Origin of the sequence: Pseudomyxococcus flavus (assembly GCF_050038885.1) — a bacterium.
In the GTDB taxonomy this organism is placed as follows: Bacteria; Myxococcota; Myxococcia; order Myxococcales; family Myxococcaceae; genus Myxococcus; species Myxococcus flavus.
In genome coordinates this window covers 5,719,257-5,741,384 of record NZ_CP143624.1, presented here as the reverse complement: position 1 = coordinate 5,741,384, position 22,128 = coordinate 5,719,257, and the positions used below count along the sequence as shown (strand labels likewise).

Genomic DNA, 22,128 nt, shown 5'->3' with positions numbered 1-22,128 from the left:
CAGCTTCGTGCACTCACGCTACACCAAGAAGTCCAGGCATTCGGACTCCCGTCTCAGAATGAAGCTTTCACCGCGCGCCAGCGCTCGCGCTGCGCCTCCCACGTCCCCGCGTGTGCAATGGCCCGGAGGCCCCTCTCACTGAGCGGCTCCGCCCCGTCGACGGCATCGAGGAACAGCACCTCCTCCTGGATGTCCGGAGCCAGCAGTTGCAAGTCCAGCAGGTGCGTCACGCGCGCCCGGGTGAAGCCCAGTTGGCTGGCGACGTCCGCTGCGCTCGCCACAAGGCCCCGGCCGATGGCGGACTCCACATGGTGCGCCAGGGCCAACATTCGCGCGACGTGCGCTGGCCGGCGCGCCACCTCTCTCGGCGGGGGTGGTGCCCCACGTCGGAGGCGCACCTCCGCCCGACGACGCACGCGGTGAAAGTGTCCGCTGACGAGGCCGGCCTCCGCCAGCTGCGACTCGGGGCTTGTGCTCACGCCGCCACCTCCTCGCGCCCGAGCGCTGCGGCCTCACTGGCGTGGGCCAGATGCACGTCAACGCGGCCCGTCGCCTCGTTCACCACCACCCGGCCAACGAGGGCCCGTAGCAGGCGCCCCCGGTTGGTCGCCGTCAGGGCGTCCCACACCACGTCGAAGTTCGCCAGGGCCTGGGCCACCCACTCCGCCTCCACCTTCTCCCCATCAATGGCGTCCAGGGCGCGCTCCACCTCCGCCAGCCGCTTCCGCATGCGGGCGACCTCCTCTTCCGCGGCCGTCAGGTTCTCCTCGACGAGGCGCCGGGCTGGGCCCTCCAGCTTGGCGAGGGAGTCCACCCACTTCCTCGACTCCCCGGCGCGTTTAGCCAAGTCCTTCGGGAGCTGCGCGCGCTCCGCGCGCAGGGCCTGGTGCTTCTCCTCCAACCGCGCCGTGAGGCGGGCATGCACCTGGGCCGCGAAGCCGTCACCTACCGAAACCTCCCGCAGCTGCGTGACGACGAAGTCCTCCAGGGCGGCTGCCGGCATGGGGGCAGCCCGGCACCCCTCCTTGCCCTGCTTGTCCCGGGTGACGCAGCGGTAGTAGCGGTACTCGCGCTCGCCCTTGCGCGTGGAGCCGGGCGTCATGGCCTCGCCGCACATGCCGCAGCGCAGGAGGCCTCGCAGCACGTAGTCCGGGTTGCGCCCGTGGTACTGGATGCCCGGGCCGCGGCCCTCCAGAATGTCCTTCACCTGATGGAAGGTAGCCCTGTCTACAATCGGCGAGTGCTCGCCTAGGTGCGTCTCGTCGCCATAGGGCATGAAGCCCGCGTACAGAGGGCTCCTCAAGAGGCGCAGCACATCCTGCGTCGTCCACTTCCGAGCCGCGCGCGTGGCACCACTCTGGGCCTCGTACCTCTTCGTCGTGCGCCCCTTCTCGTTGAGGAGGCGCGCCACCGCCGAGGCCTGCTGGTGCTGGAGGTACAGCTCGAAGGCCTCCCGCACCACCACGGCCTCGTACTCGTTCACCACGAGGCGCTTGTCCTTCACCTCGTAGCCCAGTAGCGCGCGTCCTCCCGTCCACTTCCCCTTGCGCCGCGCGGCGGCCACCTTGTCCCGCGTGCGCTCGGAAATCATCTCGCGCTCGAACTCGGCGAAGCTCATCAGCATGTTGAGGGTGAGCCGCCCCATCGCGTCTGCGGTGGAGAAGTTCTGCGTCACCGAGACGAAGGAGGCGCCCGCCGCGTTGAAGCGCTCCATGACTTTCGCGAAGTCGAGGAGGCTGCGGGAGAGGCGGTCCACCTTGTACACCACCACCACGTCCACCCGCCCCGCGTCCACGTCCTGCAGCAGTCGCTGGAAAGCGGGCCGCTCCATGTTGGCGCCGGTGAAGCCACCATCGTCGTAGCTCTCATCCACCAACACCCAGCCGGACTGGCGCTGCACGTAGGCGACACAGGACTCGCGCTGGGCGTCCAGCGAGTTGAACTCCATCTCCAGGCCCGCCGCCGTGGACTTGCGCGTGTAGACGGCGCAGCGCTTCGTGTCCGTGGGTGTCGCTTTGCTCTTCCTCATCTCCCCTCCGAATTCCCGGGCGTCGGCACCGGCTCGACGCTCGCGGACTGCTTCTGCCCGGCGTGCTGCTCTGCCACGGCCACCAGCCGCTCCAGGTTATCGTTGAGACGCCCAAGTTGACGGACGAGTTGCGGCATCGTCGTCTCGTAGAAGCGCTGCCCCATGTATGTTTGGAAGAAGGAGGGGCCGCTCATCGCGTCACCGCCTTTGAGCTGCCGTCCTTGAGGCCGAAGAAGGTGAAGCCATTCCAGGCCGTGCCCGTAATCAGCTTGGCCACGCTGGAGAGGCTGCGGTGAAGCTGGCCCTCGTATTCAATCCCGCCCTCGCGCACCGTCACCCGGTGCTGCGTCCCTTTGAATACGCGCGTCAGCACCGTGCCCGGCGGCGGCAGGCGCGCGTCGCGCCCGTCCGCAGGGGCTGCGCGCCCGTCCGCAGCGGCTGGAGGAGGCGGCTCGGCTGGCTTCGTCTCCTCCACCTGCCGCATCCTCCAGCGCTCGGGCAGCTTGTCGCCCAACTCCGAGATGCGCGCGACGGCGCGCGCGGAGAGGCCCCCTTCGGCCAGCTCCTGAATCCGGAAGGCCAGGCGCTTCTTCAGGTAGTCCCGGTTGCGGCTGCGCGTGGGCTCGCCGTACAGCTCCAGGTACTTCGCCGCCAACTCCGGCACCGACATGCTGGCCAGCGCTGCCAGTTGCTGTGGCACGTCCGCCAACTGCAGGCGCGCAGCACGCGCAGTCCCCTTCTTCGCCATGGTGGTGTCTCCTTCGTCCGGGGCAGCACGCCCTCGGGCGGAAGCCATGGACGCTCTGTCCCCGGAAGAAGACAAGACGAGAGTCCGCGGCTCAGCCATGCGTGTGTTTCTCCGCGCCCTTCATCTGCGACTGAGGCTTCCGCGGCGAGTGCTGACGTACCCACAATTCCCAGAGGGCTTCGGCGAGGACGTCCACCGCGGCCTCGCGACGAAGGCGCGCGGCCTCGGCCTCCCTCTGCGCCAGCGCCTTCGCTTCGTCGACGGCCGGAGGCTGCGTGCTATGCATTGAAGTAGTCCTCCCCAGGGTGGGCGGAGTGTCCTCTGTCCGCCCGAGGGAAGTCGTCAGCGGTGACGAGGTTGGTTTTGGAGAAGTCGACGAGGAAGGCGCGGCGCCGGCTTTCCACACCGGCGAAGCAGACGCGCTCTCCCATGGCCGCGACGTAGCCTCCCTGCCTGTGGTTTTCCTGCAGCATGCGCCGCAGCGCCTTCACGTCCGCCACCTCGCCGCGGTAGTCAATCCGCTTGCAGTGCGCGCGGAAGGCGTCATACGCCGACTCAAGGTGGACGCAGAGGCGCCCCTCCTTGTCGAAGGTGTAATGGACGCGGTGCCGCACCTCGCCTTGAATCGCCATGACGCCCAGCATTTCGAGGAAGGCGTCGAGGGCATTCTTCACCCCGGCCTCGGTTTCGAGGACGTCGGCCAATAGGACCTCCACCGCTTCACGTGCCCCCAAGTCCACGGGCAGCACGCAGCCGCACGCCTTCGCGAATTCCTCGAAGAGGTGAATGCCCAGCAGCATGGCTACCACGTTGTCAGCAACGCGCGGGGGCACCTGCCTTCCTTCCATGAGGACGTCCGCCACGGAGCGCGCCACGCGCATGTCCGCGTCGAAGTCCCGGCCCAGGCAGAATTGAATGTAGCGGGGGGCGAAGAGGGGCAAGTCGACGGACTTCAGCTTCTGGAAGGCCGCGCGGTACTCCGGCAGCAGCACCGTCGCCTTCTCCGGCGTGGCCGTCAGCATTCTCTCTACCAGGGCAGCCTCCTGGGGGCGCGCCTCGCCGGCAATGCACAAGGGGGCCTGCAGCGGGTAGCTATTCACCTTCAAGTCGGGCCGGCCTCTCTCCTCGGTTTCTCCGCGGTACAGGCGCCGCATGTAGCGGTGCAGTTGGTTGAGGCGCGGCTGGGGCATGTCGTGGGGCTTGTACTCGTCCACCACCACCGGCACGGAGGTGGTGCAGGACAGCAGCTTCACCAGCGCGAATTCCGTCTCCGTCGCGCTGAAGGCGTCCTTGTGCACCACGCCGAAGAGTCGCCAGAATATTTCCGTGCAGAGGGAGGACTTCCCTCCGCCCTGCGTCCCGTGAATGAAGAGAAGCGGGAAGGCCCCCACCGCCGCCATGAGGCGAGGTTTCAGCGGCGTTGCGAAAAACCACCCCAGCATGGGCAGCAGCACCTGGGGCGTGTTGACGCGAGGCAGGTATTCGAAGGCCGTTTGCGCCACTTCAAGGAAGGCCTCGTCGCTGGCGGCCTCGTAGCGCAGGTGGCCCTCCAGCGTCGCCCCGTTGGGCAGGTACACAACGGGCGAGTCGGTGAGGAAGCCCTCCGGCCCCAGGGTGCACCGGGGCGACAGCCACAGCGGCTGCCCCTGGTGCTGGTAGTAGCCCAGCACTCGCGCAGCCGGCATCCGCGGCACCACCTTGCGCGTCAGCAGGCGCAGCACGCCCTGGACGTTGTTGTCCGTCCCCACCCACTGCATATCCCCCAGCGGCAGGTGACGGATGAAGTCGCGCTTCGAGTGGAAGGCCTTCAGCGGCAGCTTCAGCCCCTTCAGGTGCGTCCCATTGTCCGTGCGCGCGTCCAGCACGTACACCTCCTCGTCCGCGGTTTCGAGGCGCGCCGTCAGCGTGAGGAGGAAGGAGGAGACGCGCTTGGGTGCGTCGTCGTAGCCCTTCACGTAGTAGCCGTCCGGGCCCTCAACGACTTCGCCCTCCAGCGCGTCCTCGGCGTCTGCGGCGCCTCTGGAGGGCGCGGGCTTCTTCTGCTGCCCCGTCACCCGGGCCAGGGCCTTCTGCAGCTTCTCGGCCTCCAGGCCGAAGCGCTGCTGCAGCGACTCCAGGTAGAAGTCGTGCAGCGCGGGGTGCCGGTGGGCAATGGCCTCAAGTATGGGCTTGAGGCGGTACTCCACCTCCTTCGCCGGCGCGTCCGCGGGCACCTTCTCCACTGCCTTCTCAATGTCGAAGACGGCGTCGTACAACTCGCACCGGACTCCCGGCTCGCGGTTGACGTGGCAGTACCCCAGCTTCTGCAGTGAGTGGCACGGGGGCGCCACCGTCCCGTCTTCCCGCCCGGTGGCCACCACCTTCTCGTAGGCATTGCGGACGTACGCATTGCCGTCGCGCCCCTTCAGCTTGCCCAGGCCCCGCCTGTCGTACTCCAGGACGAGCTCGGTAATCTCCTCGAGGCCCAGTCCCTTGTGCGCGAAGAAGCGCACCATGTCGAAAATGGCGACGCTTCTGTCCTCGGCGCCCTCATTCCACAGGCGCTGCACCGGGCCGCACATGTCTACCGGGTGCTCCCAGTCGTACTCCCCCGTCTCCGTCCGGCGGGCCTTCACCGTCCCTGGCGCCGCCTCGCTGGATGCAAGCGCCGACACCCTCGCGGGACGGGGCAGCGCTGCCTCCTGCTGTACAGGCGCCCTCTGCAGACGCTCCGCGAGGGGGGCGTCCTCGACGCGCTCGAAGCCGGAGGGGGCCTGGGCGACGCGGTGCGGACGCTCGCGGGCGCCATCCCCCTTCCGGCTGACGGTGCCCACCACCTTGATGATGCGGGCCACGTCGTGGATGGAGTCCACGTGCACGCGCCCGGACTGGAAGCGCGCGCGCACCTCGGCCTCGAAGTCCTTCAGCCCGGCCTGGACTCGCTCTCTGGCCTCCCCCTCCAGGGACTGCGGCGGCAGGGCGAACCACAGCTGCGCCCCGTTGCCGCTCATCATCAGCCGCGGACGGACGAGGCCCTGCCCCTCGCACCAGGCCGCGGCCTCCTCCGCGGCCTGGAGGGCGGCGGCGAGCTCGTCCTCGGTGCTGGCCATGTCCTTCGGGCGCACCGGGTCCAAGTCGAGGACGGTGGCCGTCACGACTTCAATGTCCTTGCTGCCCGCCCCATTCTTGAGGGGACGGAGGACGTTGGGGGCGAGCGCCAACAGGCGCCGTGGCCGGGGCTGAATACCCACGTACACGTTGCCAGCAGCGTTGGCCTCCATGCAGGCCGTGACGAAGGCGTCCTCGTCGTCGAAGAAGCCGATGCCCACAACGCCCCCGCCGCCGGGGCGGATGACGCGAACTTCACTCACCCCGTGCGCCGCATGGGCCAGCCACCGCCGCGTGGCGCGAATGGCCTCGGGGTTGGGCACTGGAATCGCGGGAGACGCGGACGTCACGAGCCGCTACCCCTTCGCCGCCCGCCGCGGTGCAGCCGCAGCCACCTGGGCCGTGCCCAGCACCTGCGCGTACTGCTGGCGGCGCTCGGCATGGTGTCGCCGGAGGAGAGGTACCTTCCCGTCGACGAAGTCGAAGAGGACGGCGCTCTTCTTCTCCGGGTGGGGCCGCATGAGGCGTCCCAGGCGCTGCACCGTGCGCCCTCGGGCGCGGCTCGGGTAGGCCAGGAAGACGCGGGACAGGCGCGGCACGTCGAGGCCCTCGTCAGCAAGGCTTGTGGCCACGAGGACGGACACACGCCCCGCGCGGGCCTTGTCCAGGAGGGCCTTGCGCTCCTCGCGCGACACCTCGCTCGTCAGCGCCGCGGCCGGCAGGCCCGTGACTGAGAGGCGCTGCGCCAGCAGCTCGCAATGCGCCACCCGGCCCGTGAGGACGAGGCACAGGTGGCCCGCCCAGGCCTCGCGGGCCACGGCGCCGAGAATGAGGTTGTTGCGCTCCTTGTCCTCCGCCAGCGCCTCCAGCATGGGCGCGTAGTCCGAGGCGCCGAAGTAGGGGAAGTCGAAGGCCGTCTCCACGGTGCGCACCTCGGGCACCACCAGCACGCCGCGGGAGACGAGCTCCTCATGGGAGACGGCGGCCAGGGTGGAGCCCAGGTACAGGCGCAGCAGGGGCGTCAGTCCGTCCTCCCTCTCCGGCGTGGCCGTCAGGCCCAGCCGGTAGCGCGCCGGGCTGCAATCCACCAGGCGGTAGAAGGCGCTGGCGGCCACGTGGTGGGCCTCGTCGAGAATGAGGAAGCCGAAGCGCGCGAGGAAGTCCTCCAGCCGCGCCTCGTCCCAGCGGACCAGGGACTGCACCACGGCCACGGTAATGGGGCGCACCGCCTCCTCCCCCGCCCCCACGAGGCCAGCCTCCTGGCCCAGGCGCTCGCGAATGTGCTGCCGCCACTGCTCGGCCAAGTCCAGCGTGTGGACGAGGACGAGTGTCGGCGTCCGGAGGCGCGCCATGGCCCCTACCGCCAGGATGCTCTTCCCTGCCCCGCAGGGCAGCACCACCGTGCCCTGTGTCCCCTTCACCAGCTTCTCCACGGCCGCAGCCTGGTAGTCCCGCAGCGGCATCGTGGGCATGGGAGGCAGGCGCGCTCTGGGGAGAGTCCGCGCGTCTTCCAGGGCCAGGGTGAGGCCGGCCTCGGCGGCCAGGCGCCGCAGGAGGTGAATGGCCCCACGGGGTAGCCGCACCTCCCCGCCCTCCTGCCGGAGGAAGTACAGCGTCTCGGGCTCGCTACCTGGCCGCCTCCCCAGCCGCACCAGCTTCCAGTACGCGGGGTTGGGCAGGCAGAGGGACTTCAGCAGGCCCTCCAGCAGCTTCGGTGGCACGTCTGCCGCCGCGAGGCGCAGCCCGGAGTCCACGAGGACGCGCAGGGTGGCGCCCCCTGGGGAGGTGGACGGCGCCGGCCCCATGCGCCTGCCTGGACTGGGGCTGGCTGAGGGCAAGGCCCTCCCGGCCCCGAAGGTTTCGGAGTGGTGGTTCTGCATATGAATTCCTTTGGAAAGGCGCGCGGGCGTTGGCCTTCAGCCCTGCGCGTCATGTGTTGCCGCGGACGAGGTTCCCCTCAGCCCGCGAATGGGTCGACGTCTGCCGCGTCCTCGGGCGGCGCGTAGCGGGCGACGAGGGACTGGACGAAGGCACGCGCCTCCTCGCCGCGCGTTGCCGGCACGTCCCGAATCCGCTGCACGCCGAAGTGCTGGAGGAAGCGGTCCACCGCCTCGCGCGGGAGGGACTTCAGCTGCGCCGCCAGCGCCTGCGCTGCGGCGACGTCCACTGGCGCTGGTGCTGGGCTTTCGGCGGCCGGGGCGGCGCCCTCTTCGGCTTCCGCCGCGTACAGCTTCGCCAGGTTGTGCAGGCGCAGGGCCTGGAAGGCGGCGGACTCTTCCGGCGTCAGCTGGCGCTCGGGAAGCAGGGAGTACGTCGTCTTCGGGTCCTTCGCCGCCCCGCGCCGCTTCACTTCAAAGGCCCACTTCTCCAGGCCGTACTTCGCCCGCAACTGGCGCACGTCCTTGAATACCGCCACGCCCATCTCCAGCACCTTCACCTCGCGGGTGTCGAAGAGGGCCACGTTGAGGGCGACGCGCAGCGAGGGTTTGTGCCCCTGGGCCCGCAGCTTCTCATCGTAGAGGACGTACTTGCCCTCGTGAAACACCACCTCGCGCGGGTGAGGCTCTCCGAGGAAAACCACCACCGCCGTGTCCCCGTCATTCACCAGCTTCAGCCAGGCGCCCCCGGCTTGTTCGTGCCGCTTCGCCAATTCCTCAGTCTGCTCCCACATGTTCGCCATGGGCGTCAGGCCTCCTTCGCCGCGGCGTTTTCGCGCCGGTACACGGAAAACAACTCGGTGCCATCCTCCGCGCAGCCCGCTGCCTCAATGTGGAAGTCAGCGTCGGTGTCCACCACCTGCTGAAACTCCCAGCGGCGGAAGAGGCCCGGCAGGCGGATGAAGTCGTTGTCCTCGGGCGTGCGCCAGGTGTCCGCGCCCTTCGCGCTTCCTTGGGGACGCGTGTGGACGCGAGGTTGCGCAGGCGAGTCCCCCAGGGGGACGCGGGCGAGTGCCAGTACACCGGTGCCCAGCAGTATTGTCATATTCATTGAGTGCCTTTCAGGGCCACCGCGGCCCCTCTTCATACAAATGCGGTGTTTCAAGCCGCCGTGGGACACCGGACATTTATTGGTGAATTCTTTTTGAGGTTGGGGGCGTCGCGGGTGACGTCCGGCTCGTCACGCCGCTGTGTCGTCGGAGTCCTCCGCAGCTTCCATTTCCCTGCGCAGGCGCAGCAGGGCGCGCTGGAAGCGCTTCCGGGCAACCGCAGGCGTCAGCCCCAGGCGCGCCCCGACTGCTGACTGCTCCTCGTCCAGGAGGAGGACGGACAGCACCAGCTTCGCGTCCATGGGGGCCAGCGGGTGGAGCCACTTCGCCAGGGACTCCACCTGCATCCTCACGGAGAGGCCCACCTCCGAGAGGGCCGGGGAAAGCACCACGGCCTCTGCGGCCACGGCCTCCTCCCTCTCGCGGTACCGGCTGTACCGGGCGTCTTCTGTACGGGCGCGTCGCCACGCGTCCATGACGTCGCGCTCCGTGCTGCGCACGAGTGTCGCTGCCACGCGGTGGGTGGTATCCAGATTGAGGCGCTTCACCAGCGCGGTGAAGGCCGTGGCCATGGTGGAGGAGAGCTCGTCGGCCGCACCAGCGAAGTACTTCAGCCGTCGCTGGTACACGGCGTCCAGCCCCGGCCACAGCCCCAGCCACAGCAGCGGCCAGGCCACCTCCGACGCCACGTGTCCCTGCACCAGTCTCACCAGCCCCGTGTAGAGGCCATTCTTCTCGTCGGCGGGCACGTCCGGGCTGACGAGGTAGCTGACGAGAGCCTCGGGCCCTTCGAAGGCCGCAAGGCACGCCTGGTGCAACTTCGCCTCGTCGAATGCGCGCTTCGCCTGGGCTGCCCGCAGGGAGGTACCGAGTCCCTCGTGCAACGTCTTCCAGCACCTTCTCACAATGCAATGCCTGTCCGGCCGGGCGTCCTGCGCGGGCAGGGGCCGGGTGGAATGGAGGCAGTCATGCCCCGAGGAAACCGACGACGGCCCTTCCTCCGGCCACCTGCACACGGCAGCGGCGGAAGTGGGCGTCGCTTCGCTTGCGGTGAGGACGGGCTACGCTAACCGGCGCGACTGCGCGCTACGGGCAGCGGCGTCCGGAGGGTAGCAAGGGCCTGCCCCACGTCTCAAGCCAGCCGACACGGGTATGCAACGAGAGACGACGGGAGAGGCGCATCGCGCCTGCCTGGCTGGCGTGTCTTGGGACTTCAGCTTCACGGACTTCGCCCTCCTTCGTCGCTACGGTGGCGACGTGTGTCCCCTTCAAAGGCCTGGCGGGACGCGACTCCTACAGCCAACGTCCTCCTTCACGGCAAAGCCCGCGGGCCTCAATTCGGGGACATGCGCGCCCCCTCTGCGACATCCATGCCCAGTGACGCACAGTCCGGACGCACGTACCTGCGCCGGCCGCATTCGCACACTGTGTAGCAAGGCTGTCGACACAGGCTGGGACGTGCGTCCACGCTGGGAGACGTGCGCTATGTGAAACACAGTTTCACAATGTATCGGCACGTTCATTCGCGGGCTGGATGACGGCTCCTCTGCCTCGTGGGATGAGGGCTTCTGGCTATTCAGGCCAAGCCCGGCTTCATGTCCTGGGCCGCGCCTGGCCTGGGGCACTTCGCGCAGAAGGGGCTGGCGTCGCCTCGGAGGCCGGCCTCTTCACACCCCTGCCGCTGGCTGGACCCCACCGAGGCCCTTTCCCCCTCTGAGGGCAGCCTCCCGGCGTAGGTGGACGGCCGCGTGGACACTTGGGACAGGGCCGGGACAGCACCTTGTCCACCCCTCTCCGCCTCTAACCATCCATTATTATTATATATTTATCTTGTTAACTACTAAGTGGACAACATGGACAGCTTTCTACGGGTACCTCTATTGAGGCAGCGCCGAATCTCCCTGGGCCAAAACCTGTAAAAGCAGTCGCGGGGAAGCTTGCTTACAAAAGTAGCCCTACCCCTCAAAATGCTGTCCACCTGTCCACTTCGGCGTAACTCCATGGGATTGCTGAGGAATTCGACGGACACACCCGCGTCCAGCAGGTGGCCAGGTGGACAGCACTTCATCGCCCCTCGCGAAAGCGCGCCTGTCCATGTCCCCGAATTCGGGAACGGTGCCTTTGTACCGCCGCGACGTGTGTCAGCAGTCCAAGTGCATTCACGCGATGGCGGCACTCCTTCTATGTGAAGGGACACGCGCGCATGGGCCCCGCCGAAATCCGAAAAGAATTCGCTCTAAATCCGCCCGTGTCCCACGTCGCCTCAAGGCACCGCATTTACCTTGTAGCGGCAACACACGCGCCGCCGGACACTGCGGATGGCCCTCACCCACCACCTTCAGCCCACGACTGCCCCTCGGCGCCCTGCTGGCGTGACGTGCGAGACGTACGTCCGCGGCGAGGGCAAGCACTGCCTGCACTACCGGTCTGGCGGTGGATGCACCCTGCCCAGCGTGGGCACCTGCACCGAGTGGCTGAAGGTGAATGGGCGGGCCCGGGCTCCTCGTGAAGATGAAGAGGTCGCGCCCCCTGTCCCCGCTCCTCCAGCGAAGCCCGCCCCGGCTGCGGTGGATCTCTTCGGGCATCCGCTGACCGAGGCTGGCTCGAAGAAGAACGCCCCAGCCCCCGCCTCCAAGCCCGCGCCACCGGCTCCGTCTCCCGATGTGAAGGAGCTGGACGCGGCGCACACAGAGTCCCCACTCTCCGCCCTGCGCGGCCTCACCGACGAGGACATCGCCAGCTTCAAGGCTCTCAACGCCGAGGTGTGCTTCCGCGCTGAGACCTATGGCGAGGTGTGGCTCGTCCCGGCCTACACCGGCCAAGCCCGGAAGGAGCTCACCCCGGAGCACGCCGCCACCCTGGTACGCGTCCTGGCTGCCTTCCCTGGCTCGCGAGTCCTGTCCTTCACGAAGCAGCCGGCCTCCGCGGAGACGTCGCCATGAGCGTGCCCCGCGACTGTGAAGCACACGCAGGGGACCGTGCGGCGTGTCCCGTTCGACTTGATGTGTCTCTCGAAAAGAGCGTGATGACTGACTCGCGACACGCCCCTGCACCGGCCCGGAGGCCCACGTCATGAGCGCCCTGCGAAACCAGCATTTGTCATACAGCCGGCTGAGCCGCTTCGAGGCCTGCCCGCTGTCCTACCAGCTCCACTACCTCGACAAGCACACCGCCGAGCCCGGTGTGCCGCTGAGCTTCGGCAAGGCGCTGCACGCTGTCCTCGAGCGGCTCCTCCAGGAAGTCATCGACACCGAGTACACGGGCCCGCTCTCCGAGGAGCGCGCCCTCCATCTCTACCGTGAAGCGTGGGCCTCCTCGGGCCTCTGTGGCCTCTCCCTCTTCCAGCAGGGCCTCGGCATCCTCCAGGACTTCGTCCGCCAGCAAGGCCGCGTGTCCTGCCGCGACATCCTCGCCGTGGAGAAGGAGTTCCGCCTGCCGGTGGGGCCCTTCACCGTCCTGGGCTTCATCGACCGCGTCGACTGGGTGGACGACGAGACAGTCCATGTCATGGACTACAAGTCCAACCACCAGCTCTTCACTCGCGAGGAGCTGGACTCCAGCCTCCAGCTCAGCCTCTACGCCCTCGCCGCGCGCCGCATGTGGCCCTGGGCGAAGAAGGTGCGCCTGTCCATGTGGATGCTGCGCCACGGCGTGCGGCAGGAGACGACGCGCACCGAGGAGCAGTTGGACGCGGCCCTCGCCTACGTCGAGACGCTGGGCCAGCAGATGGAGACGGCAGAGTCCTTCCCCGCCCGCCTCAACCCCAACTGCGTGTACTGCGACCACCGCCGCACCTGCCCCGCCTACGCCCGCGCACTGACGGGCCAGCGTGAAGTCGTTTGCAGGGACACGGCCGACTTGGAATCCGTCGCCCGCGAGCGCCAGGAAGTCGCCCACCTCGCGAAGATTCTCGGCGCGCGCAAAGCCGAGTTGGAGGGCGTCCTCCGCGCCCACCTCGCCGAGCAGGACGAGCTCGTCCTCGCCGGCACGCGCTACCGCATGTTCAACACCACCAGCCTCGACTACCCGTTGGAGCCCACCGTCGCGGTGCTGGCCCAGGCCACCGGCCTCCCTCGTGAGGAGTTGCTGCAGCGCCTCGCCAGCGTCGACAAGAAGGCCCTCGACGCGCTGCTGAAGGACGCGGGCAAGCGCATGGGCAGCGCGCACATGGCGCTGCTGAAGGCAGAGCTGGAGTCCCTCGCCGCCAAACACCACTCGCCCCGCTTCTGGGCCAAGGAGGTCGCATAGTGCTCTTCGCACATCCTGCTTCTGACATCACTCCTGTCACCGGTCTCCACGAGCCGCTCTTCCCTGGCCTCCCGCCGCACCTGCGGACGCTGGCGTTCATCGACCTGGAGACGACGGGGTTGGACTCCTCCCGGCACGAGGTGTTGGAGGTGGCCATCCTCCGCGTCGACGCTCGCAGCCTCCAGGTGCTGGCGGAGTACGAGGCCCGCGTGAAGCCCACCCGGCTGGCCGACGCGCACCCCGAAGCCCTGGCCGTGTGCGGCTACTCCGACGAGGAGTGGCGGGACGCCCTGCCCCTGGAGGAGGCCCTCGCCACCGTGACGCCGCTCCTGGCGGGCACCCTCGTGGCCGGCCACAACACCAGCTTCGACTGGGGCTTCCTCCTCGAGGGCTACCGCCGCACCGGGCTACCCCTGCCTGGCGTCGACTACCACCGCCTCGACACCGCCAGCCTCGCGTGGCCGCTGCTCGCCACGGGCGAGGTGGAGTCCCTCTCCCTCAACGCCCTGGCCAAGCGCTTCGGCCTCCACCGGGCCACGCCTCACCGCGCCATGGCGGACGCTCGCTGCGCGCTGGAGGTGGCCCGCTGCCTCGCGGTACGCATGGCCCGGGGCGGCCACATGGAGCGGCTGATGGAGGAGTCGGGAGGTGTCTCGTGAGTGGCGCGTCCTCCCGTCGCAAGGGTGCAGACTTCGAGCGCGCCCTCGTCCACCGCTTCCGCGAGGCCATGCCCGAGGCCCTCATCCGCCGCGGCCTCCAGTACCGCACCGGGCAGGAGGTGTCCGACGTCGAGGTGCCGTGCTTCTGGCTGGAGGCCAAGGCACACCAGCGCACCAACGTCCGCGAGGCCCTGCGTCAGGCCGTGGAGACGTGCCCGGCGGGGCGCTGGCCGCTAGCCGTGTGCAAGGACGACGGGCAGCCGCCCCTCGTCACCATGCAGTTGGACGACTTCCTCGAGTTGGTGCGCGAGTGGTGGGAGGCCCGTCCTCGGTGAGTGACTTCTTCGGCCACCTCCTGGGCCTGCTGCGTGTGGAGGCGCTCGCCCCACGGCACCAGGCCGTCTTCGCGGCTGGGCGCACGCGGCGGCCCGCCTTCGCGCGCCACGCCACCCTCGAATCGGTGCTGTCCACCATGGCTGACGCACGCGAGGAGACGTACCCGGAGCGGGAGGCCCTCACCCGGGCCCTGGTGGCCGAGTGCCAGGCCTCCTCCAGCCCCGCGTGGACGACTGCCCTCACCTCCGCCTACGCCCCCATGCTGCGGCGCCTGCGCCGCCGCCTCCTCGGCAACGCGGTGCCCCGAGAGGACCTGGACCAGCTCGTCCTCGCCACCTTCCTCTCTGTCGCGCGCGCCTTCCCCCTCTCGCGCTGGGGCGACTGGACTGCCGCCCGCCTGCGCCAGCAGACGGCTCGCGAGGTGTTCCGGTACCTCCGCAAGGAGCGCGCGGAGCAGCACGAGACGTATACGCAGGAGCAGCTTGCCGAGTGGTTGCCCGACACCCGTCACGCCACGCCAGTGGAGAGCCCCAGGCGGACCAGTGTCCGCCGCAGCTTCGTGCGGAGGGATGCGGTGCTGGTACACCTCGCCCAGGCCACGCTGCCTCGCAGCGACGTCGAGGTCCTCATGGCCACCGTCGTCCGCCGCGAGAAGCTGCGCGCCTACGTTGGCCGTCTCGTCGAGGGCGACGCCGCCGAAGCCGAGCGGACGTACCAGCGGTTGAAGCGCCAGCGCACGCGGCTGATGCAACGCCTGCGCACTCAGGACGTGGACGCCGCAGCACAGCCCCCCGGAGCCTGCTGAGGGAAGGCATGGCCCAGAAGAAGCCCTTCAAGAAGCTGGGGCGCCCCACCAAGGCCGAAGGCCCCCGGTTTCCCACTGAGACGGTGGACCGGCTCCTCGTCGAGGGCGAAGAGGTGACTACCCCACGGGGCCATGTGAGGAGGCGCTTCCCCTCCTTCCGCGAGTTGGCGCAGCGCTTCGGCGTCGCCCACAGCGCCATTGCCCGGTACGCCGAGCACCACGACTGCCTCGGCCGCCGCAAGCTCCTCCTCGCGGGCACCTCACGCGCGATGCTGGTACGCGCCGAAGCGCATCCTCCGCCGCGGCCCGCGCCACTCGCGTCGCCCGCGCCCGCCGAAGCGCTACCTCCCCCGCCGTCTCCTCCTGCCGAGGCGCTACTTCTCCAGCCGCCGCCCGCGCCCACCGAAGCGCTGCCTCCTCCCGCGCCACTCGCGCCGCCCGGGCCTGCCGAAGCACACCTTCCGCCACCGACGTCCGCGCCTGCCGAAGCGCCACCTCCCCCACCGCCTACCGCGCAGCGCAAGTCGGGCCGCCCCCTCAAGTCCGCGGAGCCCGCCCTCCCGCGCCAGGAGCTCGACAAGGCCCTCGTCTTCGGCGACGTCAAGGCGCTCCCCGACGGCTCCACCATGACGTCCTACGCGTCCTACCGCGAGCTGGCCGAGCGCTTCGGCGTCGCCACCTCCCTCATCGCCAACTACTCCAGGGAGCACAACTGCCTGCGCCGCCGCGAGGAGGCCAAGACTCGCATCGCCACCAAGGCGGACCAGAAGCTGATTGAGCTGCGCGCCACCGCCATCGCCGTCTCCAAGGACGACGCCCTGAAGATGATTGACGGCTACCTCCTCGGCTTCGAGGAAGCGCTGGCCGAGGGCCGCGTGCGCGTCGACAACCCCACCGACTTCAACACCATGGTGCGCCTGAAGGAGTTCGTCATGGGCGGCGCCGACTCTCGCCAGGAGCTGCACGCCAGCTTCTCCCTGGAGGGCTTGCAGGCCCGGCACGCCCAGGCCCTGCGCGTCGCGCGAGAGACGACGCCCGCCGAGCGCGGAGAAGTGGACGCGGAGTTTTGCGAACAACTGGAAAGCAACGATGCACATCGTCCTGTCCCACAGGAAGAAGCGCACAACAACAAGGAAGGGCAACACGAAGCTACGCCATGATAGGGTGTGCATCAAAAACTGCATACCGGATTTAGGACGACGCCACCCATGAGCACCCACTTTCTATTCATAGCCCTGCTTTCCCTAGCAGCATCCACAAATGAAGATCCACAGAAGCCTACCCCTCAAGAGGCTTCAAAAATCGCGGGCGATCCTATCTGGGGGCGTCCCCTTACCTACCTAGACTTCATTCTCCACCACGCCGCAGAAAAATTGCGTCCCCGCATTGAACACATATCCACCTCCTCAAACAATGGCTTGTTTATCCTCAACACCCCTGTCGAATCCCCTGGAGAGGTGGCCTCCTTCATTGACCCCAAGACCAAGCGCGCCCTTATCATCATTGGCCTCAGGTTCAAAAAGGCGCTCAAGTCCCACAAGGAAATCTGCAGTTTTTTCCTCAGACAGGCCACGCACGATCTTGGAGCAAATAGCGACCCATCGGTCCGTGACAATGTTCTCTCGACCATTCTTCCTCCTTCGGCCCATGCACTTCCTCAGGAGGAAATCACCAAAGCCAACGACCGACTCATGGAAAATCTAGACTTCATAGTCAAAATCTACGAACTCGAAACCAGGCAAAGCTCTTCATGCATCAAACCCATTCTTGCCAGCGACTTCACCATATCCACGGGAAAGCCCCGTAGAACAGGAGAAGTCCCGGCGAAAGACTGAATCATATCAATTCAGCTCGCCGCCCCCCGCTCAGAGTCAAAGAACCCTGCGCATGGAGCCGCTTCCTCAAATTCCGGAAACACATCCGTTTTCGGTGTTCTTGGACCCAAGGTTCGACATTCGCGGGCGCGCCGCGAAACACTCGAAACGAGTGCGGCGAAGTGGAAGCGAATGTAGCGAGCGGCAACGAGGATCCGGACATCCTGCGGCTCGGCAGCGACCAGGACGATGCACATACTGAACGCGAGCCGGAGGGAAGCGCGTGTCGGAGCGAGCCACGGTACCGGAGTAGGTCGCGACGCATCGGCCAAGGGCGGCGCTGACTCCCGCCAGGAACTGCACGCCAGTTTCTCGCTGGAGAGCCTCCAGGCGCGCCACGCCCAGGCCTTGCGTGCTGCGGGTGAGACGACGCCCGCCGAGCGCGGCTAGGTGGATGCAGAGGTGGATTTGGAGAGTGGCGACGAAGAGAAGGACACTGCAAATCGTGAGAGTCGCCAGGCAGCGGAACACGCAGCGAACAGCGCCCCCACTGGCGCGCAGGCACCACGACATGAAGTAACGTAGGTATCGATGACGATTCCCAAGAAAGGCAGCCGCAGGATTCGCGTAGGCGAGTCCGAGTACGAGTGGCGTATCCGGAGAAAGCCCACGTACACACAGGCAGTCTCCCTGACTCCAATGAGGATTGCTGTCCAAGCAAGCACGCACGGCCCTCGCAAAGTCCTCCTTGTCGACCTCTCCGTGAGTCGTCCCGACAACTGGATTGCTCCCCATGGGACGGGGATCACCCCTGCCACTGTGCGTGACATCATTGAACGAGCACTCGTCGCAGGTTGGGTTCCATGCAGCACTGGGCCAGCCTTCATCTTCCGCTACTCAGTAGTGAAGGACACCATTGGGACGGTGTTCTGAATCGGCCCCGCAGCAGCCCCGTCACCGAGTCGCCGCACCGCGCGATATGCAAGAGCTGCAAGCCACCTTCTCTCTGAAGAATCTCGTGGCGCGACGCACGCGGGCTCAACGCGAAGTGCTTGAGACGCGGCAGGGGTGAGCAGCGACGCCAGGGACCCAAATCCGGCCTCGCCAGCGAGTGCCGAGAGCGGAGGACGCCTCATGCCCCTCCATCCCATGCACGCTACGCCCCCCGACGACGGGGGTGGCTCTCATTCTGAGCACGCTCCGAGAAGAGCTGGATGCTCGCCCAGCGGCCAAGCTCCGCATAAGGGGCTGAAATCAGGAGGGGGCTGCCGGCTGCTCAGGATGAGAGCTACACCCCCGACGACCCCGACTGAGAGCGCCCTTCGGTAAGTGAACGCGGGCACTTTCGCGTTCAGTTTCGCCGTTCACTTTCGCCGCGCCAAGCAGCGCCCGTTCACTTTCCCCGTGGAGCTGAGACCTGGCGCGAGGAAGCACACGCTTGGCGCCACAATCCCCGTAGTTTCGCGAGGTTAGGGCGGACAGCCACCAGGTGCTCGAGCACCGCGGTATCGCTCCGGGCCATAACTCGGGCCCGGAAGCACACTCCGTCCAGCGGACCGGACACCAGCGCGCCGTTCACTTTCTCGGCCCACCTGCCCCTCGCCACCGAGGCCCCGCTGGCCGCCGCGTGGCCCTCCTGACGCGTGCCCCAGGCCCAGCCCCCGCGCGCGAGCAGCTCCGCCGCGTGACGCCCCTTTCGTGCGCGCGTGTCCCCCAGCGCTTCGGGCCGCAGGCCTTTGTCCTCCTCGTGAGCCTCATGAGCCCCCGCGCAGCCCTCGAAGCACCGGCCCTCCGCCCCGCGCGCACCTGGGCGCGCGTGCCGTTACCAGGGCCGAGCCGAATGGCCGAAAATGGGTAAAGGCGGCCATTCGGCGTCACCGCCCCCACGCTGTTTCGCGCGCTTACGAGCCCTCATGAAGGACCGAAGCGCCGAGGCCGATTGCCGCTTTCCGCTGGCTGGGGCCGCCTGCCGCCCATCGCGCGGCCCAGCTCGTCCCCAGTCACCTTCACCGCCTGCCCCCGCCGGGCGCAACCATGCCTACCAATGACGCCAGCACGCCTACCCCGCCTACCCCTGACACCAGGGTGGGGGGTGGTGCGATCTTTCGTGCGGGCCTCGCCGCCGGGGCATGTATCTGGGGCCCTTTTCGAGAGACTCAGGCCCGAAAAAGTGAACACCCCGCCCCTGTTCATTTGCACCCGGTAAGTGAACGCCTCGCGCTGTTCACTTTCGCCGGCTGCGCTTGGGGCGGCCCGCGCGGGTATCGCGCACGTCCGCCCCTCACCACCTCCGCGCGGCTGCCCGCCCCGCCCTGGGGCTCTCGCGGGCGCTCAGCGCGGAGGCGGCGTGCCCCATCAGCAGGGCAAGTCGTTCGTCACGCGCACCAGCTCGTCGTCCGAGGGGTGCGTGTAGATGACGGTGGAGTCGACGCTTCGCTGCCTCGCGAACTTCTGGGTGAGGCGGATGTCCTTCGTCCTCCGGTACACCCCGGTGCACGCGGTGTGGCGCACGGCGTGGAAGTTCAGGTGCCGCTCCAGCCCCGCGCGCTCCTGCCACACCGCAAAGCCGTGGCGCACCTGTCGCGTGGACAGGCGCAGGCCCTTGCGGCTCAGAAAGAGCGGCGCCTGGGGGTCCACGTCGTGCCCCTGCGAGCGCTTCAGGCGCAACAGCTTCTCCAGCTTCGCGCGCACCGTGGCCGAGAGGACGATTTCCTGGGGGCCCGGGTGCCGGCGGCTGCCCTTGAAGACGGTCAGCGCCACGTACCGGCGTGCGCGCCCGCGCTCGTCGAAGACGTCACCGAGGTTGAGGGCCACCAGCTCGTGCTCGCGCAAGCCCGTGGCCAGCGCGAGGCTGTAGAGGCAGTGGTCTCTGAATCCGTCCCGGTGCAACCCCGTGGCGCGCAGCAGCAGCGCCACCTCCTTCTCCGTGAGGGTGCGGGGCGCGCGGGCGACAGCGGCATAGGCAGACATGGCGGCTCCTTCGTGCAGAGGACGCGGCCATGCACGCTCTGTCGCCGCCACAAGACAAGTCATTAACCACGCTGCGGGCCCGCGCGGCCCTTACCTCCCCCCAACCGCTCCCAGAAGGAGTCGCCGTGAATCAGCTTGTCGCTTTCAATTTCGAGTCGCACCACGTGCGCGTCGTCATCGATGAGCAGGGTGAGCCATGGTTCGTCGCCGCGGACGTCTGCGCGGCGCTCACCATCAACACCGAGCAAACACGTCGCCTCGGAGTCGACGAAAAGGGTCTGCGTACTGTGCAGACCCCTGGAGGCCCGCAGGAGATGACCGTGGTCAACGAGCCCGGCCTCTACGTGCTCACCTTCACCAGTCGCAAGCCCGAGGCTCGACGCTTCAAGCACTGGGTGACACACGAGGTGTTGCCCACCCTCCGCAGAACGGGCAGCTACACGGCGCCAGGCGCTCCGTCACCGCAGCCGCCCCCAGTGCTGCCCCCACCGCTCCAAGCCCAGGTGCTGGCCCACCTGGAAGTGGCCAGGACGCTCGCCTCCCTCGTTCCAGGTCTCAAGCCGGAGATGGCAGCAGCCTGCGCCCTCGACGCCATCCACACGGACACCGGGCTGACGATGGAGCCCCATCGCAGGGGGCTGCCGGCTGCCGCCGAGCCCCCCGCGCGGCTCAACGCCACGGAGCTCGGCCAGAAGGTGAGGCTGTCCGCCCGGAAGATGAACCTCCGCCTGGAAGCATGCGGCCTCCAGCGGCGCAACGAGCGCGAGGAGTGGGAGCTGACGGACGCGGGCCGGGACTACGCAGAGGCCGTCCCCTTCAGCCGTCACGGCCATGCCGCCTACCAGATTCTCTGGCGGCCCGACGTGCTTGGCGTCCTGGAGGATGCTGCTCGCTCCTCTGCGCTCTCCGTCGGCGTCGGTTGAAGGAGGGCACCGTGACGCTCGGCATCGTCAAGCGCACCGAGGACGACCTCACCCAGTGGCTCGCCACCGAGGCGGGCTTCATCTCCGGCCTGTGCCAGTACGACGGCGAGCCGATGGTGCTGGAGCCCTACCAGCAGTCCTTTCTCGACAACCGCTCCCGCTTCCGTTGGGTGGCCAAGAGCCGCCAGGTGGGCTTCTCCTTCACCTTCGCCCTCGAGGCCCTCGCGCGCTGCCATCTGCGTGACGGCCACACGGCCGTCTTCGTCTCGTACAACCTCTCGGACGCGGTGGAGAAGGTGCTCATCGCCCGGCAGGTGTACGAGGAGCTGCCGCTCGCCTTCCAGAAGAAGCTCGTCACCGACGCGAAGACGGAGCTGGCCTTCGAGTCGAACTCCCGAGGCCGGCGCCTCTCGCGCATCATCTCCGTTCCCGCCAAGCCTCCGCGCGGGAAACGCGGCGATGTGTACCTGGACGAGCTGGCGCACCTGGTCAACGACCGCGAAGTCTACACCGGCAGCACCGCCCTCATCCTGCGCTCGCATGGGCAACTCACAGGGGGCAGCACCCCGCTCGGCCGGCGAGGCATTTTCTGGGAGATAGACACCCAGGAACTGCGGAAGTACCCGCACCACACCCGCCAACTGGTGCCCTGGTGGCTGTGCCGCTTCTTCTCCGTGGACGTGAAGCGAGCTGCGGTGGAGGCCCCCTTCATGTCCACCGAGGAGCGCGTCGCGCGCTTCGGGCGCACCGTCCTCACCGAGCAGTTCGACTCCCTGCCGCAGGAGGACTTCCAACAGGAGTTCGAATGCCTTTTACGTCGACGAGTCCTACAGCTTCCTCCCCTACGAGCTCATCCTCCCGTGCACCACGGACGAGCTGTCCTTGGCCCAAGATGCCTCCGACGTGCCCGTGCCCCAGGGCCGCCTAGTGGCGGGCTTCGACGTGGGCCGCACGCGAGACCGCTCCGAGCTGGCAGTCTTCGAGGAGGTGGAGGGCCGCTTCACCTGTCGCATGCTGCGCAGCTTCGAGGGTGTCCCCTTCGCGGAACAGGAGGCCCACCTCCGCAGACTCCTGTCCCTCCTGCCCGTGGCGCGCCTCAGCGTCGACCGTAGCGGCATCGGCATGAATCTCGCAGAGAACCTCGCCCGCGACTTCCCCCAGGTGGTGGAGGAGAACTTCACCAACGAGGCCAAGGAGCGCTGGGCGACTGACTTCAAGATTCTCCTCCAGCGCCGCGACGTCACGCTGCCGCGCCAGCGTGAGCTTATCGGGCAGATTCACTCCATCAAGCGCCGGGTGCTGCCCTCGGGGAAGGTGTCCTTCGACGCCGAGCGCACCAACCGCGGCCACGCGGACAAGTTCTGGGCCGTCGCCTTGGCGTGCCAGCGCGAGCGAGGGCCGGAGCGACGAGGAAGTGGGGAGATCGGAGTGCGCGTAATCGGCTAGCCCCCTGCCTACATGTTCCTCGTAGCATTTTTCGAGAACGAATCTGCGCAGTGCACCTGCGTTTCGGGGCCTCCTTC

At 68.0% G+C, this 22,128-nt stretch carries 20 protein-coding genes and 1 pseudogene; 10 read left to right on the top strand and 11 right to left on the bottom strand.

The features are described 5' to 3' along the window. Window positions 1-53: 53 nt before the first annotated feature. From VZL07_RS24010 to VZL07_RS23965, 10 genes are all read right to left on the bottom strand, one after another. Window positions 54-479 (bottom strand): hypothetical protein, encoded by a 426-nt coding sequence (locus VZL07_RS24010; RefSeq protein ID WP_426749956.1) that lies wholly within the window; start codon window positions 477-479, stop codon window positions 54-56. Then, window positions 476-2,029: a recombinase family protein gene (locus tag VZL07_RS24005; protein ID WP_426749954.1), complete on the bottom strand. Its 1,554-nt coding sequence runs from the start codon at window positions 2,027-2,029 to the stop codon at window positions 476-478. The genes VZL07_RS24010 and VZL07_RS24005 overlap by 4 nt, the downstream gene beginning before the upstream one ends. Then, window positions 2,026-2,223 (bottom strand): hypothetical protein, encoded by a 198-nt coding sequence (locus VZL07_RS24000; protein WP_426749953.1) that lies wholly within the window; start codon window positions 2,221-2,223, stop codon window positions 2,026-2,028. Before VZL07_RS24000 ends, VZL07_RS24005 begins: the two co-directional genes overlap by 4 nt. After that, the gene (locus VZL07_RS23995) at window positions 2,220-2,777 is read right to left on the bottom strand and encodes a DUF2924 domain-containing protein (RefSeq protein WP_426749952.1); all 558 of its coding nucleotides are present in this window, start codon (window positions 2,775-2,777) and stop codon (window positions 2,220-2,222) included. The genes VZL07_RS24000 and VZL07_RS23995 overlap by 4 nt, the downstream gene beginning before the upstream one ends. Window positions 2,778-2,868: 91 nt before the next feature. Further along, window positions 2,869-3,063, bottom strand: coding sequence for a hypothetical protein (locus VZL07_RS23990; protein WP_426749951.1), 195 nt, complete (start codon window positions 3,061-3,063; stop codon window positions 2,869-2,871). Continuing rightward, on the bottom strand, window positions 3,056-6,214 hold the full coding sequence (locus tag VZL07_RS23985; RefSeq protein WP_426749950.1) for a hypothetical protein: 3,159 nt from the start codon (window positions 6,212-6,214) through the stop codon (window positions 3,056-3,058). Before VZL07_RS23985 ends, VZL07_RS23990 begins: the two co-directional genes overlap by 8 nt. Window positions 6,215-6,220: 6 nt before the next feature. Then, the gene (locus VZL07_RS23980; protein ID WP_426749948.1) at window positions 6,221-7,669 is read right to left on the bottom strand and encodes a DEAD/DEAH box helicase; all 1,449 of its coding nucleotides are present in this window, start codon (window positions 7,667-7,669) and stop codon (window positions 6,221-6,223) included. 152 nt (window positions 7,670-7,821) lie between these two features. Beyond that, the gene (locus VZL07_RS23975; RefSeq protein ID WP_426749947.1) at window positions 7,822-8,544 is read right to left on the bottom strand and encodes a hypothetical protein; all 723 of its coding nucleotides are present in this window, start codon (window positions 8,542-8,544) and stop codon (window positions 7,822-7,824) included. A 5-nt stretch (window positions 8,545-8,549) separates the two neighbouring features. After that, the gene (locus VZL07_RS23970) at window positions 8,550-8,852 is read right to left on the bottom strand and encodes a hypothetical protein (RefSeq protein WP_426749946.1); all 303 of its coding nucleotides are present in this window, start codon (window positions 8,850-8,852) and stop codon (window positions 8,550-8,552) included. Window positions 8,853-8,981: 129 nt separating this feature from the next. After that, window positions 8,982-9,734 carry a sigma-70 family RNA polymerase sigma factor gene (locus tag VZL07_RS23965; protein WP_426749944.1) on the bottom strand — a complete coding sequence of 251 codons (753 nt, stop codon included), beginning with the start codon at window positions 9,732-9,734 and terminating at the stop codon, window positions 8,982-8,984. Between the two features lie 1,434 nt (window positions 9,735-11,168). Here VZL07_RS23965 and VZL07_RS23960 point away from each other — a divergent pair. The 7 genes from VZL07_RS23960 to VZL07_RS23930 all read left to right on the top strand — a co-directional run bounded on the left by VZL07_RS23960 (window position 11,169) and on the right by VZL07_RS23930 (window position 16,733). Further along, a complete protein-coding gene (locus VZL07_RS23960; RefSeq protein WP_426749942.1) occupies window positions 11,169-11,792 on the top strand; it encodes a hypothetical protein in 624 nt (207 codons plus the stop codon). A 130-nt stretch (window positions 11,793-11,922) separates the two neighbouring features. Beyond that, window positions 11,923-13,098 carry a RecB family exonuclease gene (locus VZL07_RS23955; protein ID WP_426749941.1) on the top strand — a complete coding sequence of 392 codons (1,176 nt, stop codon included), beginning with the start codon at window positions 11,923-11,925 and terminating at the stop codon, window positions 13,096-13,098. Continuing rightward, window positions 13,098-13,757 (top strand): exonuclease domain-containing protein, encoded by a 660-nt coding sequence (locus VZL07_RS23950; protein WP_426749940.1) that lies wholly within the window; start codon window positions 13,098-13,100, stop codon window positions 13,755-13,757. The genes VZL07_RS23955 and VZL07_RS23950 overlap by 1 nt, the downstream gene beginning before the upstream one ends. Continuing rightward, the gene (locus tag VZL07_RS23945; RefSeq protein WP_426749939.1) at window positions 13,754-14,092 is read left to right on the top strand and encodes a hypothetical protein; all 339 of its coding nucleotides are present in this window, start codon (window positions 13,754-13,756) and stop codon (window positions 14,090-14,092) included. Before VZL07_RS23950 ends, VZL07_RS23945 begins: the two co-directional genes overlap by 4 nt. Next, on the top strand, window positions 14,068-14,898 hold the full coding sequence (locus tag VZL07_RS23940; RefSeq protein ID WP_426749937.1) for a hypothetical protein: 831 nt from the start codon (window positions 14,068-14,070) through the stop codon (window positions 14,896-14,898). Before VZL07_RS23945 ends, VZL07_RS23940 begins: the two co-directional genes overlap by 25 nt. A gap of 8 nt (window positions 14,899-14,906) precedes the next feature. Further along, window positions 14,907-16,058: an AT hook motif domain protein gene (locus VZL07_RS23935; RefSeq protein ID WP_426749936.1), complete on the top strand. Its 1,152-nt coding sequence runs from the start codon at window positions 14,907-14,909 to the stop codon at window positions 16,056-16,058. A 48-nt stretch (window positions 16,059-16,106) separates the two neighbouring features. Beyond that, the gene (locus VZL07_RS23930) at window positions 16,107-16,733 is read left to right on the top strand and encodes a hypothetical protein (protein WP_426749935.1); all 627 of its coding nucleotides are present in this window, start codon (window positions 16,107-16,109) and stop codon (window positions 16,731-16,733) included. Between the two features lie 2,334 nt (window positions 16,734-19,067). On the opposite strand, the gene VZL07_RS23925 is transcribed toward VZL07_RS23930, so the two are convergent. Further along, the gene (locus VZL07_RS23925; protein WP_426749934.1) at window positions 19,068-19,682 is read right to left on the bottom strand and encodes a tyrosine-type recombinase/integrase; all 615 of its coding nucleotides are present in this window, start codon (window positions 19,680-19,682) and stop codon (window positions 19,068-19,070) included. 125 nt (window positions 19,683-19,807) lie between these two features. Between VZL07_RS23925 and VZL07_RS23920 the strand changes: the two genes are divergently transcribed. The 3 genes and pseudogenes from VZL07_RS23920 to VZL07_RS23910 all read left to right on the top strand — a co-directional run. Beyond that, on the top strand, window positions 19,808-20,605 hold the full coding sequence (locus VZL07_RS23920) for a BRO-N domain-containing protein (protein WP_426749932.1): 798 nt from the start codon (window positions 19,808-19,810) through the stop codon (window positions 20,603-20,605). Between the two features lie 11 nt (window positions 20,606-20,616). Beyond that, on the top strand, window positions 20,617-21,717 hold the full coding sequence (locus VZL07_RS23915) for a terminase large subunit domain-containing protein (RefSeq protein WP_426749931.1): 1,101 nt from the start codon (window positions 20,617-20,619) through the stop codon (window positions 21,715-21,717). After that, window positions 21,599-22,051: pseudogene (locus VZL07_RS23910) on the top strand (terminase); the annotation flags it as partial. The gene VZL07_RS23915 and the pseudogene VZL07_RS23910, both read left to right, overlap by 119 nt. Window positions 22,052-22,128: the final 77 nt, after the last annotated feature.